Raw genomic sequence first — 15,719 nt, 5'->3', positions numbered from 1 at the left:
TGTTGATGTGAGGCTGGGGCTTAAAGACGGTTGAGGCAGCAACGCTGCCGTGCTCGCACCGCAGGTGCGCTACGTTCACCTCGAAAATTCAACATTGCCCTATCAGAAAATTCCTCCACCTTTCGCTACCAACCGGCCCTCGGACAAGCGGAGAATCTGGCCTCTCTCCCGATCGCGCTACGTGAAATCTGCAGTACTATGACCCTGATAAAAATTTATTTTTCACGTAGCGCAGTCTGCTGAAGATTTACCCAATTTTGGCGGAGGAGGGCGGGTACTGGCAGAAAACTCAGTCACTATTGTGCCTGAGAACGCCACGGTGATCGTTCGCAATAAATCTGCTGCCGCGGATCTGCAAATCGGTAAAACTGGAGTATAACGGATAAATACCGAGAGGGGAGGATCGAAATACTGGCGGCGGCTGACGCCCGTCAAACCGCCGCCAGGGGTTAAAAACACCCTATACAGTGTTAAAAACCGCACACAATATACCATATATGGGTTATCCACAGAAACTGGGGATAACTTCTGTACAAGTCGGCTTTCCTCGCGGAAAACCGATGCAGTGGAACAAAGCAAGACGTAACGGGATGATCCACAAGATTTCTTGTAACAACTGCTCAACATAACATCTATCATTTAACCAGTGAACATCATCGTATACACCGGGGGAGAAACCTCGGGACCTGACAGTTACGATGCCGGGAAGCAGGGTACACCTGCGTCATATGATCCGGTCGAAGATTTGACTGTAGTCGAAAATACGAGCATAATTTGTATATCAGAGGATTTTAAATTCCTGCTTTCAGGTGGATAAGATGGCATACTCTTCAGCTCGAAACATCAAACAGAGGCAACACGTACTTTACGACGTGGAGTTGCGCCAAATTGAGGCAGGTGAACGTGTTGCTAAACCGTTCGAGCCTAAATCAGAGTTCGGGCAGTTAAAATCTTCAGCAAAATTGCAGAAAAAGTTCTCGTTTGCTTAAGTACAAGAATTTGTGATAATGGGCCATCTTTTTAAAGGTGGCTTTTTTATGTCTGAACATTTAGAACCTCTGGATCAACTGTACCTTATTAACGCAGAACTGATGAGGCATGGTGACAAATTCAGTTCTCCTATTATCACTGTTGGCGGACAAGCCGTTCATTATTGGGCTGTTTGGTACAAAGATAATTATGAATCCCCCCCTCCTGAACAATATATAACATCCAATGATATCGATGTTACTGCACGAAAAGTAGATATTCAGGAAATCTGTGCGGCACTGAACGTTCCTGCAGAATTTAATGATGGTACTCCGCCATCGTTGGCTATTCTTCCCATGAAGAATATCAAGGATGGTAATGTAAAAACGTACTTGAAAAAAAATTCGTCAACAAGCAGATTTTTGACTCTGAGTATAGAGAAGTACCTAATATCATGGATGTTTTATCAAGTGCATCCTATTTGGAACCCACTGATTTTGAAGGTGATAAGTTAAAAATTAACACCGACATGTTCCTTCTGCCTCTGGAAGGATTTCAATATACCCCGCATAAAAACATCCGCGTACTCAACCCTATAGCTTGCATGGCGTCACGATTTCATAATGTGACCACCGGGGTTAAAAAAAATATCACACAAGAAGTAGAACGTATCAAAGCATTGATGGTTCCTGTAGTTGTTTACCTCTTGGAAAGATTTTTGAAAGATGATTTCAGAACGGCACGTAAGTATCTTGACTTGTTTGAGCATGAAATAGGAAAGAGTCGTTACAGGCGTTTTATTGTCACGCATAATCTAGATGTCATTAAGATATTGAAAGTCATTCTCAGTGAACTGTCTGAAGTCGCTGAATTTAAAAAAGAATATCCAGACTTTCTTACCCGTGACTTACCAAGGAACATTGATAAATGGTCCATGCAACTAGAGCGAAAAAAAGCGCAAATTCATCGGGAAGAGCTCGTCAAAAAAAAAGTAAAACAGGGGTTTCTCTGACGTGACGATATAACAACCGGTAAAATTCAGGGATTAGTCAGATTTCACAAGTGTCATTCGGGTACAAAGATTGCGGCCGAAGTTTGCCAGATGACACGTAACACGTTAAAAAATTAGGGAATTTCAACTCATTTTTCAAAGTTGTTTAGGCAAATCTAGACGCTTGAGGTTGAACGGCATCAGCCAGCAGCGCACAGGGTCATGCAATTCGTTGCACAGCACATTCGTCGATTTGGATCCTTACGGAAAAGTCGGATTGGCAGATGTGGTTTCATCAAGGTACACCGACTGATGATAGATTGCGTTTAAAAGCGGCCGAGTGAGTGACAGTAAGCCGGGCGAAAACGGGATGTCAGAGGGATAACGTTGAAGTGAGGCGAGAGATAATGTGCAGGTCACTACAGATAATGGTTGACCCCCCCGTGATTGTGTATTTGTTTGGTAGACGCAAGCAAACCCTGGTCATCAGTGAAACGGATATTGACGCGGCCCTTTCCCATCTGAGGGCACTGCCGTATCGGCCATTGTTGCCGATCAGTTGGGATCGCCAACGCCTGCTGGCGCAACTGCGTGAGGTGATGGGAAAGAGGCACAAAATCGACGAATGCTACGATATTGTCCCCGGCGCCTTCGCACTCATCAAACTCTTTGGGTATTGATGGTGTTTCATGTGGCGAGCCTGACGGACGGCACCAGGTCTGGTTGCTTATTCGTTCAGCGGGTACTGACCCGACGTGAGTAACCATACTGGACTGACCCAAACCAGCCCCGCGGTCAGAGCGGCGTCTGGAGTGCAAACCGTCTTGATTTGACGAGTATTCGGGAACTTCAGCCCGGCGAATAAACGTCAGATCGGGTATCACGGATACCGTGCCCTAGAAATGAGTGTATGAGCTGAATGGGTTAATTTTAATTCGCACTAAGAGCAAAGAGCTCGCATGGGTCTTGTAACCACTGAAGATGAGAGAAAAAAGTCATTTATGCCATCATTGAAAAATTTATAGATTCATGTGATGCATATTTATTTTGCCTTACCTTTTCAGTAACAGGTATAGAAAGTAAGAGTAAAGAATTTAAAAAAATGAGGTTCAGCAAGAGGGAACGCCTGTGGCTCGGTTCCGATCTGGAAACGGACAAGAAGATGCATGCCCGAATGGATATTAATGAATTAGTCAGCCGGTGTAATAAAAATGGCTTGTTCACAACCGAGTTAACCAAAGCCCTGCTGTGCATGATCTATGTTTTATGGGATGAGATTTACCGTCACAAACTTGCCGAGGCTTACGGTTGTTGCTCAGAGGAAATTTTTTGTAACGCTAGACACGCGTTTGCGGGAAGATCTCAAGATTGGTTGGGATGACGGTGACGATGCGATCAACACCTACCTGGCCATATGGCATGTCGATCCGGCCGGCATGGAGTTTACCCACTATTTTGCTCCAGAATTCCTCGGCTCGAAAGTGCCCGAACAGCCGCTCAGACCACTCACCATCGGTATGTTGGTTGAATCGGCCAAAGCGGGGCGCTGGTTGTATTAAAAAATAAGTAAAGAATACATACAATTTGAATCTGACAAAATCGCTCGTCACAGCTACAACATTCAAATACCCTTTTAATTATGTGAAAGTGACGAGCAGTTTCTTCATCTCACTCCTCTATATCTATAAAACCTTACCACATAGACTATAAATATAAAAATCAAGCAAATAAATTAATTAATAAAAGTCAGTCCCGATGTAATCATCCCGGCAAAACGGCCCATTCACTTTTAGAGATCTTCCTACATACTGATTATGTCTCCCTGAGGAGATTATCGAGCACCAGTCCAGCCCGGATAAGCACATGGCGTTTCGCCTCATTCGCTATGCCGTCGCCGCCATGCAGCGTCACCTCGACGCCGGCCACAAAAAGCTGCCGCTGGTCATTCCGGTACTGTTCTACACCGGCAAACGCAGCCCGTACCCTTACTCGACCAACTGGCTGCAGGAGTTTGATGATTCGACGCTGGCCGGGAAACTGTACACCGGCGATTTTCCGCTGGTTGATGTGACGGTCATTCCCGACGAAGAGATTATGGGTCACCGCAGCATGGCCGCACTGACCCTGCTGCAGAAACATATTCGTCAGCGCGACCTGGCCGAACTGACCGACAGGCTGTCCGCCATTCTGCTGGCCGGCTATCTCTCTTCGCCACAGGTGATTTCGCTGATACACTATATTATGCAGGCCGGTGAATCGGCGAATGCAGAGGCATTTGTCCGCGAACTGGCCCTGCGGGTTCCGCAACATGAGGAGGAACTGATGATCATCGCACAACAGCTTGAACAAAAAGGTATCGAGAAGGGTATCCAGAAAGGTATCCTGTTGGGTAAACAACGCGGTATTGAAAAAGGGCGCAATGAAGGCAAACTCGAAGTTGCCCGCACCATGCTGGCCAATGGCCTCGATCGCGTCGCGGTGATGAAGATGACCGGGCTGAGCGCTGACGACCTGGCCCAAATTCGCCACTAATCCTTTGCGTCGAGGGGCAGGGCAACCATTGACTGATAAAACCGCATCCGTTTCCCCGGAAAACATCATCTCAGCGCTTAGCCATCTGGCGTTCTGCGCCCTGGCAGCGCTGGGGCTGGCGCGCCAGGACGGTATCGCCGGCACGCCCTATGCCGAAAACCTGTTCCTGAGCCGCTGGCTGGCCATCGCCCAAAAGCAAAAACGCTTCCCCAGGAGCGTGGCAATTGACATCCAGTGGTTACTCGACCGCGGCCGTAAGCACGGCCCGGCCGGTCACCTGCGCCAGCATCTGGAATACCTCTGGCGTTCCTGCAGCGGCAACCTGGCCGCTCAATCCGACCTGTTCCGACTCACCTACGCCTCCGAAACCCTGAAAGACCAGGGCTGGGAAAATTATGTGCTGGACGCGAAAGAGTGGAAGTCCGGCGTCGTGCCGACACCGCCACAGCATAACGGGTTCTATGTCGAAAAAACGGCGCTGAATGCCGCTTTTGCCCAGGGCGGTCGCCATCTGCACCCCGTCACCTTTCGGGTGGTCGGTGACGCCGACCGGTTTATGCACGTCATGGCAGAATACGGACTGTGTACGCGTCGGCAGGGTAGCACGTCAGCCTGCCACACCATCGCGCTTGAACCGGCGTAACACCGCTACCGCCACGGTCCCCATATTCCACCAACGGCGCCACGCCACTCACAACCAGGACGTTATCCACAAATATTGGGGATAACCTGTGCGCATCGTCGGTAAAAATATTCACCTCAAAATGAGAGGCTTGTGCCCGCCGCGCGTTTTACCTCGCCATAGTCCCTTGCCATTAGATTATTATTATGGCTTGCCTGAAGTCTCAATAACTAACATGCCTAAAGCGTTAGTCGTAGGTCAAACATGCAACCCCGAGCTGAATTTTATTTCCAATGGTACGGGGGCTAACGGTTCGAAATTGACGTGGTTTTGGAAGTGCCCTGAGGGGCATCCAGACCAAAAAAAGGGGAGGCGGGGTATGACTGGACGAAATTTGCCTCCCCTACAAGCGGTAAATTTAAAAAGGTTGAGGGTACTTACGACGGTTATAGTTATACACCAGGGAATAATGATAAAGAGGAGATGGTTAAACTCGAGGTTATCCCGATAGGAAAGTTGCTTCCTGAGGTTGAAGGTGATAAGCGTGAAATTGAAACTCGTGTAATTCCAATTGAAGAAGCTATAAAACACGTTGCTGTTAATGGGAATAATTTTGATGTAAAAGTTGGATTCCCTACTACCGGATTTATAGGGGCATCTTTTACCCTCATTTTAAATGGCGATATCGATAATGTTCCGGCCAATTATCAATGGAGTTCTTCAGCTGCATGGGTGACGGTAAGTGACGGGGTAGTCACCTTTAAAGATAAGGGTGATGGTAAGGAAGTGACCATTTCCGCCCAATCAAAAGCTACCGGTGATAGGATGATTGAATATAAATTCCGCATTAAGAAATGGTTCACTAACAAGGGGGGCAATATCATGTACTGGGAAGACGCCAAACACAAAATGCCCAGAGGGACCCGGCTGCCGGAATACGACGATGTACAAGCGGGCGACGGAATACGAAGACTAGGCACGTTGGTTGCTCAGTGGGGAGATATATCAATATACGGCGACGGCGGGTGGTCAAGCGAACGATCGCCAGACGCATGTTATTGGTTGCACAAGTCTGTCGAAGGCACAAATTATTATCCGGGGTGGACCTTCAGTGTTAGCCAAAATGTCACTACTAGATTGGTAGACGGTTCCACAAGTGGTGGCTATTCCAAAAAATGGCGAGTCGCGTACATCGAGGAATTTTGAGCCACTACAATAGTTACACGCCTAACCACTTGCGTGGCGCTTTGCCCGGCACTCACCGTCCGGACGCGGCTCTTGAGTTGACACGGAAATTTTTTCCTGAAGCCGCTCCACCTTCGCGCCAATAGTTGTCTAAGCTTTAACCATGCTTTTTTCTTCAGAAGAGACTGGCCCATGCCCTATGAGTTCTTGATTAAAAAAACGGCTCCTGCCGCTGCTCAGGAAGAAGAGACCGAACGCGCCATCGAAAAAGAGCGCGCCTCAGTCTTTGACGCAGGAGGGGTTACACAGGGAGGCAATAACGGCGCCAGCCGTGCCGCGCTGCATCAGCGGTTGCAACAGGGCTATGACGTCGACAAGGCCAGTGAGCTGAGAGAATTCCGTCAGTATGGTTACAACAAAGAAGCGCTACGGGTTGATATAGCGCTACTGAATACGTTTCTCGAGGAATTTTCCGGGATAGCCGGGAGCCAAAGCTGGTATGTCACCGCCTCCGGCGAAGCGCTTAAAGCAATGATTAATCTCGCTCAGGATATGGATATCCGTGAGATGAATGGCCAACAGAGAAAAGTGATGCTGGGCATTATTGACCTGTCGCGACAGGCCACGGACACCGTCATGCTGGCCGCGCTGTACGTACCGCTGGGCGAGGCGCTGCTGGCGGCCGGCACCGCGAAAGACGCCGTTATGCCGTCGGCTAAGGACATTGATGAGGCCCGTTCCGGTCTGGGCAACGTTCAGGACGCCATCCGGAAAACCCAGGCTGATATTCAGAAATGTATTGGCCGGATTAGCGCAGACGACGATAGCATGTCGTTGCTCAAACCGCTCAGGGCCGCGGCAGGTGGCCTATCGATTAACCTTACCGTGCTCGACGATAAAAATGTTAGCGCGGTCAGAACGGCGCTGGCTGCGGGCCAATCCTCCACGGGGGAGATGAAACGCTTTTTTCATGATGCGACTCACAAAGTTAAAACCACCGGATCCGATGCGGTTGACGCGTTAAAAAAAATCCCATACGACAGGCTGACTTGGAAAAACGTCGCGGACAAAACCGGCACGCTGGCGATAAACAGCGGAAAATCGGTGCTGAATAAGGTCAGGACGATTACCCCGCTTCTAAATAGCCAGCGATCCGATGCCTCCTGGGAGGTCAGCAGGACGTCCCAGCGGATGTGGTACAGCGCCCTGAGAAGGACGACACAGCCCAATGATGCGCAAACCCAACTTCGCGAATCGCTGAGGATACTGGCCGAGCCGATTTATATTGCCGCTTATGATTATCTCAACTATTCCCGCAGGCTTGCGGCAACGCCGCAGGACGCCCCCCTCCAGAGAACCACCCTGGGTTATCAAAGAGAGGCCGCGTTCCTGCGCGTGGAGAACCTGGAGAATGTGCTTGAACGCGAAACGCTCGACATTAGCCGCCATTCGCCCGTTCCCGGGGAAGTGACGCGCTTTCTCGACGCCATGAAAAAGGCTCTGCGCCGTTTCTGGCAGGCGGCGGAACGGTTAAATCAGATACTGAAAAGCCCGGATGATGCGTTGCCAGCTGACAACCAGGAACCGGTTTTTGCTCAAAAGCACAGCGGAAAACTGATTGATGCCGAGGCGGGCATTACGGCATCGCTCAATCAGCTTGAGCAGAGCATCATGACAGTCGCCCTGAAACCCATTGACCTGCTTTCCGTGGACTGGCGTATCGCGCGCGATATTGGTCAGTATTTCTACGCCCAGCGCGAAGTCCTGATGGAACAATTCCCGCAAACCCCGGTGACCGAATTTGATGCAGCGGTCGAAGAGGTCATCCGTACGCACGTGGCGAAAGATTTTAGTAAAGCCAGCTCGCCGCAGGGAAAACAGATGGCAGCGCGCGCGCTGCTTGCCTATCAACTTGCCGCCGAGGGAGAAACGATGTCCCATCCCACCGCACAGCAGGTAATCAATGGGCGGATAGCGTGGCAGAACAACTGGCAAAACAAGGTAGGAAAATCCTGCCCGCAAGGCTTGTTCAGGCCAGGATTACTGGCGATGTGGGGATACTAACCCGAACCGAGCTGCGAGCAGGCGGTCTGGTGCCAAACCTTTCTTTGGTGCAGGTGGCCTTCAGCCCGTTTTGTTGGCTGCCTAAAAAAACGGCAGCGCCATTTACTTTCAGAGGTCTTCGGACATACTGATAATGTCCCCTGAGCAGATCGTTATGTGCAAGGCACGATCCACTGAACTCCAAGTCATCGCCGTTCTGAAACCGTCAAAGCCGGACGTAGTGTAAAAGATGCCTGCTGCGAAGCGGGAATATCTGAGGCCTCGTATTACAACTGGAAAGCGAAGTTTGATGGTATGGAAGCATCTGATATCAAAAAGATGAAACATCCTGAGGATGAAAACCGTCGACTGAAACAGATGTTTGCCGATCTTAGTCTGGCGTGCCGGGCACTCAAGCTAAAAAAATGTGTGGAACTAAAATGGGTGTGCTTACACCCACATTGACTTTTTTCTGGAGTACCGCATATGGTCTATGAATATCAGCAAAAAAAAGAACCCTCAGCCGTCCAGACAGACGAAAGCGACATCAGTGAGCTGTCTTACCAGAATGCTGCAGGAGTCCCGGGAACCTCATATTCCGGTGAGGGGCTAGGGAGAACACCTGATTCATTTTTCTCGTTTATCGCCCGGGATCATTTAGCCGAAGCACAAGAATTTAGACGTAAGGGGCACAATAGTCAGGTGCCGGAGGTTGATGGTTCTTTATTGGAGAAGCTACAAAAAGCCGTGAATGCTGCCAAATCTCTGGTAGACGGGCATGTCAACAAGAGAAGCCTGTTATGGATATGGTTGTCGGAGCAAATCGCGGAGCTTGACAGGTTTATCAATAATCTTTCAGGTAATACCATACAGGACTGGGTGAGCATGAGTATCTCTGCAGTTGAAGGAACGGCAGACAAACTGGGGAGTAGAATTGATGCCCAATCGATGGTGAGAAACCTGGAATCTACCCTTCAGGCACTGACTCGTGTTGCTCAAGCGTTGGGCCTGGTTGTCGATTTTAGCACGGCGGAAAACTTACAAAGGGCAGTGGAAGACGAGCTTATCTCCGAAGTCACCAACACCTTTATGCCAGACGATGGCCAGGCAGTGACAATGGCTCTGGAAGAAATGAAGGCGGGTGCCAACGGCAACATCGACTGGTCAGCGCTTGTGGGCAACAGAGTCGCGGCGAAAGAAGCAGACAAAGCGGCAGTCTTTGCGGCGGCGATAACGGCAACACGCAGCGCGGCAAAGAAAGCCCATCAGCATGCTTCCGATCTGTCGGGCAGCAACGCCCAGGCTTTCTTTAGCAAAACAGCTGAGTTTCTTCAGGATTTCTCCTGTAAATTGGGGGATAAAGCGTCATTATCAAACTTATCCTCGCTTCCCGAGAGGGTACAGACCACAGATGAAAGTGATAAAAGTGATAAAAGTGATAAAAGTGATAAAAGTGATGAAAACGAAGCCTGGTTAACAAATAAGTACGGAAAGATAAAGTTGCAGGTAGGTATCGCGGTTTCTGTCGTTTTCAGGACGGGGAGACGGGGCGTCCAAGCGGCTCTTCCATTCAAGGCTCCCATAGATACCTTGGATGATTCCATCATCAGAAGTGTCTTGTGGCAATTGCAACAGCCGGCAATAAAACTTCAACTCGCCAGTCAGTCAATTTTGTTCAAAGCAAAAGAACTAAAAAAAATAAATGGCATGTTTTCAGCTGACTTGGCTGCACATGATAATGAAAAAATCACGAACAGTGAAGACTCGCCCAATAATCTGGAAGAGGAGACGGTTTATACTCAGCTAAGAAAATTGATTAAGGATAAGATGGAACAAGAGACTCCTGAAGGCAAAACATCAGCAAAACTGGACGTACTAAGTCAGTTATTCGCCAGTGATATCGATAACGCACGTGAGATAGTGAAGCGTTTTAGTCACAACCAAGACAGCATGGAGAGTATTAAGGATGCGATCCATCACCAATTCTCTCACGCTATAACGAAAATGATTAATGAGCAGTTTTATGCTTCATACCTTTTTGAACGTATAGGGGAGAAGGTAGATAAATTTCTGCCTGATATTACCGAGGAGCTTGCAAAGTCCGTGATGGCGTTAAACAGCGTCATTGTTTCAGCTGAACACCAGTCACGCAATTTTTCCGCCATCAAAGATTTAGCTGAAAAGTCGTCTTTATTGGCGACCAAGATAAAAGAAAAGATATCGACAACGTCAGCATATATTACCGGTCAACCATTAGATGACAATTCACGGGGTGCGCGCTTGGCCAAGCACTGGGCGAACCTTGCTAAAGAAAGGGGGTTAAACAATTGGTCAATGCCCGATGCGGGGAATGTGTTGGCGGCATTGAGTAAGCATGGTTTGCTTGAGGATATCGTCTCATCAGGAGATCCGAAGGGGTATTTATTTGCTACGAGACTGGTTGGTGAGTTTGAGAACGCGCGTAATGACGAGTTGAAGTTACCCATGAGCCCTGATGATTATGTGGCTCTGGAAAAGAACCTGATTGATTTTATTGTTCGTTGGGGGCAGAACAGAACGTCGAGAGGCACAACCCGTCTGATTGTTGAATTATGTTTTGAACAGGCGGTGAGTACAGTCACATTCAATCTGAGCAGCGTATTCAGAATGTCCTATAAGGCCCTCAAGGCTTCGATAATGATACCATATAAGATGAACACAGTGAATAACTATACCATGCCTGGCCAGGACAAGCCTTATAAAGCCATTTATAGTTTGTTGGGGAAAAAGTTAAGTCAACTTGGATTTAAATTGATAACCACTCCCGCTCCCGGGATCATAAAGGGTGCCGTAGGCGGGGGATTAACGACTATGGCGAAGATATATAACTCCCGTGTGAGTTCAGACGAAAATACAGTCAGTGCCGTTTACCAGAAATTGGCTGGAGGCGAGAAGAGTAAAAAAATAAAAATGGGCTCATGGGTAGGGATGGGTTTTGATGTAGTGCTTGACGCTGGGGTCATGTCTGGTTTTAAGGGCGTCCACAAAGCTTTACAGAAAGTTACCCTTGCAACGGAAGGTGGGGCAGTACAGGGCGAAGGGGCGATCCCAGCCCTAGTAAATGGGATGGAAAACGGTAATGTTACTGCCACCAATGAGGGGGCCGTGGGGGTTAGAGGGGAAGAAGCAAGGGTTCAGGAGAGTACCGCCCCGGGCGAAGCGGCGGATACAGACAATGGCAATGAAGAGACCGCTGTTTCGCAGCGGGGTGGGCGTAACCGAAGAGAGGTGAATTTTGATGAAATGGACGGGATAGATGATAGCTTCCGGTCTCAGGATTTTAGTCCATGGCGGGATAACCCCGGTCAGAGTAAGGCGCTGAAATTTGATGATAAATACAGCTTTGTTGGGAAAACGGTAAAAGTTATCGTCACTGACAGAAATGGCCAACAGCATGAATATAATTTCTCATCGAATGAAAAATCTCCGTACAAAGCCGTAGAAAACATAGCCAGAGATATCAATAACACCATTCCGGATGTTCGGCTTGGAGAGAAAGCAGGGCGTGAAATTGTTCCAAAAAGATCGAATTTTCGTAATAATTTCTGGGTGAGCTCAGGCAGTCGATTAAAAGTAAGCTATGAAGTAACCTATAAACTCCCCAGCAACGAGGAAGTTGCTCAGCAAAGGGAGGAGTTGAAAGCGAAAGTCACCCGACTCAATAATCCGATTCTCCATCACACTCAGAGAATGGATGACTATCTTAATGCAGAACTCAAAAAGAATAACATCAGTAGAAATCTGGATGATTATGTTGCTGTCAGATTGGTTCCAAATGGAGGGAAAAGCTCACCCAATCTTGATGGACCTAAACAACCACAGCCTATTGTTGTGCATTACAAGTTACGCGATGTGCTGACCGGGACGTATCTTTATGACGTCAATAAAAGAAAGGATCCTCTGGGTAGAGACTACAGGGCAACCATTAAAGATCAACACGCAGAGTTCATTAATAATTTCGACCGTACTAAATTGCAAGAAGATCTGGAAAAGGAAACTGATGATTATTTCACTAAAGAGGTCAAAGAAGAGCGAGCTGGTTTGCTAGATAACACAGTAAAAGCAAGAGTCGTTGGTTATTTGGCCAATACTGATAAACAGAATGAATTCTATCAGTGTGTGAGTGATTTTTATGAGGGTAAGAATCCGGCTAAAGAGCTTTATATGAACGGCGTTAAGGTTCCAGGTTTCTTTTCCTTTACCGTTGGGCAGGGAGTAAATTCCAGAACACTGGTGTTAAATATTTACAATGATAAAGTATTTGTATTCAAAACTAAAAAATTGAGTCGTGCAGGTCCAGGTGCATTTAATACTGCAAACAGAATTATTGAGGTGCAAACCATCGAGTCACCCTCTGACTGGCCTGCATTCAACGAGGCCGTGATCGATGCCTTGCCGCTGTTTGAAAAATTCCGCTATGCAGGGAAACCTAATCCGTTCAAATATCAAAAAATTAACGACCTTGATTATTATGCTCCAATATCATTTAAGGATGGCCCTTATCGTGATAAATTAGCTTCAACCATCACGGATGATATACATAAAAAAACAAAAGATGATTATGATACTCACATCTACTCCAATACCGAAGAAATAGTCGATGTGACTTTGGATATATTTAGGAAATATGCTGCTCTCGCGACTGTAACGACTAACATAGGAGCCTTGTCAGCACAGGGTATGGCGAAGAAAGCGCTATTATTCCTGGTCTCACTTGGGATCGATGTCGCGAGCGCCGGGGCTATTTTTACACAGGCACATATGGCTGACAGGCCCGATAAACGCGATGTAATGATGAACGAAGGTATTTGGGAAACTGTATTTATCGGGATAGGTGTTGTTGGTGATACTGCAGGTGCTGCAGTGACCAGCTATAAAGCATTAAAACCAAGAATTGTCAGTGCATTAAAATCGCTGGATGAGGTGGATAACCTCAAGCCTGCAAAACAACTTTCAGCCCGCAATGCCGCAGGCGGCTCTGCCCCGTCGGCGCCCGCTGTAGCGCAAACCCTCGACGCTAAAGGGCCAACTCCGGGCCTGCAGACCGCTGCCGTCCCTGCCTCTTTGGCTTCTGATACGGCCGCAAGCGCGGTGCAGAAAACCAGAAAGGTCCTTTATAACCTGGATACCAACATAGACGGCGCCAGCCTGCTTAACGCCATAGAAACCACTAATCGTCCTGTAAGACAGGCCATACAGGCCCCCTCCGGCAACTGTGAAAGTATTATGGCGCCGGTGGGCAAATTTATGAAAGACAATGGCTTTGATGATATTAAATATCGTGGCATGTTTATCTGGGACAATGGGACTAAAAATACTATTCCTTCAAACCACTTTGTCGTCACGGGCAAAAAAAACGGCCAGGCCTATGTTTTCGATTTAACCGCGCATCAGTTCGAAAACAAAGGGATGCCCGATTTAACCGGCCCGCTTATTTTGTCTGACCAGGACTGGGCGGCAAAATATCAGGGCACAACGACCCGTAAACGCATTACGTATACCGACTACGCCAGTCCCTCCGAGGCATCGCGAAATTATAATGCGCTACCGGGACACGATCCGCTCACGGTAAAAGAGGGTGAGCAAGTCTTAACTACGCCGCGCTGGTTCGAAACGCTGCGCAACTCGGCAGACCCGGATATTCAAAAAGTCCTGTATACCCCAACAAATGTCCCCTCGAGGCTGCCGCAGCCAGGGCAGTCAACCTCTTACACGGCGCGCCGGTACCGGGATTTTCAGTTGCTGATGCCCGATGATAAAAACGTCACGCCCAACAAATTACTGATTTCCGCTCACGGCTCTTCGATCGGGGAAACTGTCCGTGTCCCGCAAAATACCAAAGTCTATTTTTATACTCGCTACGGCGAAGTGCTTGTGGATCGAGGCTTAACCAGCCACCAGAATAAGCCCCTCGTCAGAGTCAGCCTGGGCTCTACCGATGTGCCCGATGCAAAGGGCGGATGGCGAACCGCGACCAAAGACGAGATGAAAGAATTAACCGGAACGACAGAACCTGGCCAATACAAAAACATGAAGTTGAGCCATTACGAATATGATAATCCCTCGGGCGTAATGGATACCTGGCGCTTGGAGGACAGCCAGCCATCTGCCGCGGCGTCTGCCGAACGCCGGCCGGGGATCGTCACCATTGAGCCAACGTTAAAAAAATCACCGCGCTTATCACAAATTTCAGGCACGATATCTCCGTCATCCTCCGGGATAGAACTGCACGTGCTGGCCTGTCGCGAAACGCGCTGGGGGGCATGGCGCAATACGTTATTGGGCAATAACACCGCAGGCGCCAGAGCCACGCCGGTTTTGCCCAATCGTTTCTCCAATGTGTTCAGTGAAAACAGCGCCAGAAACTACACCTCGTCACGCCCACCCACCGATGCAATCGGCAATGTGATTATTCACGCTGCACAGAATGTTTCCCCCGAGGCGAAGGCGGTCGTGGCCACAACCGGCATGACCGCCCTTGGTGCCGGGGCAGCTTATTATGGCCTGTCCCAGGATTCCAGCTCCCCCTACGCTAACGCGATCGACGCGACCCTCAGAAGCGCCGATAGCCTTAAGGGAAAGTTCACCATCACCCTGCCTGGCGAGTCAGTCGATCTCGTGGTAATACAGGAGCATTTTTTCGGCAAAGACAACACGATGACGGACCGAGAATTGACGCAGATCGTCGACTGGCTGAGGAATGTCAGACTTCACGCCAGTAATACAGAGCTTCGCCTGTTTTATAACGGTAAAATGACGCCAAGGCTCCAGGCACTGTGCCCTGTCCCGAGTACGTTAAACCGGGTTTCGCTGCGGCAACTCGATCTTTTTTTCATGTTTCTGGACACCCGAAATAAAGCCCCGGAACAATTTACTCAAGAATACCGCCTGATGGCCCGTAACGATTTCAAGGATGGTCGCGCGTCGGGAAAGTGACCGGCTCGTCGGGCGAGGCGCCGGCGGCGAAAACACGTTAATCGTTCGCCGTCGACGCACTTTCACTCCGACGCCGGGCAGCTCCGATGGTTCTGTCCCATTGAGGCGTCGTCAGGTAACATGCTATTTTTTAATGATGTTACCTGTCCATGTCTTTTATCCGAAATGCCTTCCAGCGACTGTATTATCCCGTCGATATCATCGCCCAGTGTGTGCGCTGGTATCTGGCCTATGCCCTTAGCCTGCGTAATCATAATCGTCACATTTGAACCGTTATACGAAAGTGTTTGCACTGGATGTGGCGGCGCGGCATCGGGTTCAGTTCATGGTTAGGAATCTCAAAAGCATTTTTTTGGGATCCCTAACCATTAACCGTAGCGCGCAACTTCTCCTGTTGGTGCG

At 48.7% G+C, this 15,719-nt stretch carries 9 protein-coding genes and 3 pseudogenes; all 12 read left to right on the top strand.

Annotated elements, in window-relative coordinates; translation table 11 throughout:
• Positions 1 to 818: 818 nt before the first annotated feature.
• The gene (locus AC6BYQ_RS27505) at positions 819 to 989 is read left to right on the top strand and encodes a hypothetical protein (protein ID WP_498057851.1); all 171 of its coding nucleotides are present in this window, start codon (positions 819 to 821) and stop codon (positions 987 to 989) included.
• A gap of 48 nt (positions 990 to 1,037) precedes the next feature.
• Positions 1,038 to 1,484, top strand: a complete 447-nt coding sequence (locus AC6BYQ_RS27500; RefSeq protein WP_498057850.1) for a hypothetical protein — start codon at positions 1,038 to 1,040, stop codon at positions 1,482 to 1,484.
• The gene (locus AC6BYQ_RS27495; RefSeq protein ID WP_498057849.1) at positions 1,424 to 1,981 is read left to right on the top strand and encodes a hypothetical protein; all 558 of its coding nucleotides are present in this window, start codon (positions 1,424 to 1,426) and stop codon (positions 1,979 to 1,981) included. The genes AC6BYQ_RS27500 and AC6BYQ_RS27495 overlap by 61 nt, the downstream gene beginning before the upstream one ends.
• 407 nt (positions 1,982 to 2,388) lie before the next feature.
• Entirely contained in the window at positions 2,389 to 2,640 is a 252-nt protein-coding gene (locus AC6BYQ_RS27490) for a hypothetical protein (RefSeq protein WP_498057848.1), read from the top strand.
• Positions 2,641 to 3,231: 591 nt separating this feature from the next.
• Positions 3,232 to 3,519, top strand: a complete 288-nt coding sequence (locus AC6BYQ_RS27485; protein WP_498057847.1) for a DUF1493 family protein — start codon at positions 3,232 to 3,234, stop codon at positions 3,517 to 3,519.
• Between the two features lie 271 nt (positions 3,520 to 3,790).
• Positions 3,791 to 4,492, top strand: a pseudogene (locus AC6BYQ_RS27480) (Rpn family recombination-promoting nuclease/putative transposase); the annotation flags it as partial.
• A 28-nt stretch (positions 4,493 to 4,520) separates the two neighbouring features.
• Positions 4,521 to 5,135, top strand: coding sequence for a DUF2913 family protein (locus tag AC6BYQ_RS27475; protein ID WP_498057846.1), 615 nt, complete (start codon positions 4,521 to 4,523; stop codon positions 5,133 to 5,135).
• 462 nt (positions 5,136 to 5,597) lie between these two features.
• Positions 5,598 to 6,320: a hypothetical protein gene (locus AC6BYQ_RS27470; RefSeq protein ID WP_498057845.1), complete on the top strand. Its 723-nt coding sequence runs from the start codon at positions 5,598 to 5,600 to the stop codon at positions 6,318 to 6,320.
• Between the two features lie 171 nt (positions 6,321 to 6,491).
• Complete coding sequence (locus AC6BYQ_RS27465) at positions 6,492 to 8,363, top strand: hypothetical protein (protein ID WP_498057844.1); 1,872 nt, start codon at positions 6,492 to 6,494, stop codon at positions 8,361 to 8,363.
• 154 nt (positions 8,364 to 8,517) lie between these two features.
• Positions 8,518 to 8,759, top strand: a pseudogene (locus AC6BYQ_RS27460) (transposase); the annotation flags it as partial.
• A 69-nt stretch (positions 8,760 to 8,828) separates the two neighbouring features.
• Positions 8,829 to 15,317, top strand: a complete 6,489-nt coding sequence (locus tag AC6BYQ_RS27455) for a putative adhesin (protein ID WP_498057843.1) — start codon at positions 8,829 to 8,831, stop codon at positions 15,315 to 15,317.
• A gap of 149 nt (positions 15,318 to 15,466) precedes the next feature.
• A pseudogene (locus tag AC6BYQ_RS27450) lies at positions 15,467 to 15,568 on the top strand (IS6 family transposase); the annotation flags it as partial.
• Positions 15,569 to 15,719: the final 151 nt, after the last annotated feature.

The sequence above is a fragment of the Serratia sp. LTN-2 genome (assembly GCF_059740205.1).
Note: the sequence above shows the minus strand (reverse complement) of the source record. Positions and strands in the feature narration are given on the sequence as shown.

What these genes read in the sequence shown, in the direction of transcription:
- AC6BYQ_RS27495 (WP_498057849.1), top strand. Translation starts at nt 1,424, where the DNA reads ATGGATGTTTTATCAAGTGCATCCTATTTGGAACCCACTGATTTTGAA.
- AC6BYQ_RS27500 (WP_498057850.1), top strand. Translation starts at nt 1,038, where the DNA reads ATGTCTGAACATTTAGAACCTCTGGATCAACTGTACCTTATTAACGCA.
- AC6BYQ_RS27505 (WP_498057851.1), top strand. Translation starts at nt 819, where the DNA reads ATGGCATACTCTTCAGCTCGAAACATCAAACAGAGGCAACACGTACTT.
- AC6BYQ_RS27470 (WP_498057845.1), top strand. Translation starts at nt 5,598, where the DNA reads ATGGTTAAACTCGAGGTTATCCCGATAGGAAAGTTGCTTCCTGAGGTT.
- AC6BYQ_RS27465 (WP_498057844.1), top strand. Translation starts at nt 6,492, where the DNA reads ATGCCCTATGAGTTCTTGATTAAAAAAACGGCTCCTGCCGCTGCTCAG.
- AC6BYQ_RS27490 (WP_498057848.1), top strand. Translation starts at nt 2,389, where the DNA reads ATGGTTGACCCCCCCGTGATTGTGTATTTGTTTGGTAGACGCAAGCAA.
- AC6BYQ_RS27455 (WP_498057843.1), top strand. Translation starts at nt 8,829, where the DNA reads ATGGTCTATGAATATCAGCAAAAAAAAGAACCCTCAGCCGTCCAGACA.
- AC6BYQ_RS27485 (WP_498057847.1), top strand. Translation starts at nt 3,232, where the DNA reads ATGAGATTTACCGTCACAAACTTGCCGAGGCTTACGGTTGTTGCTCAG.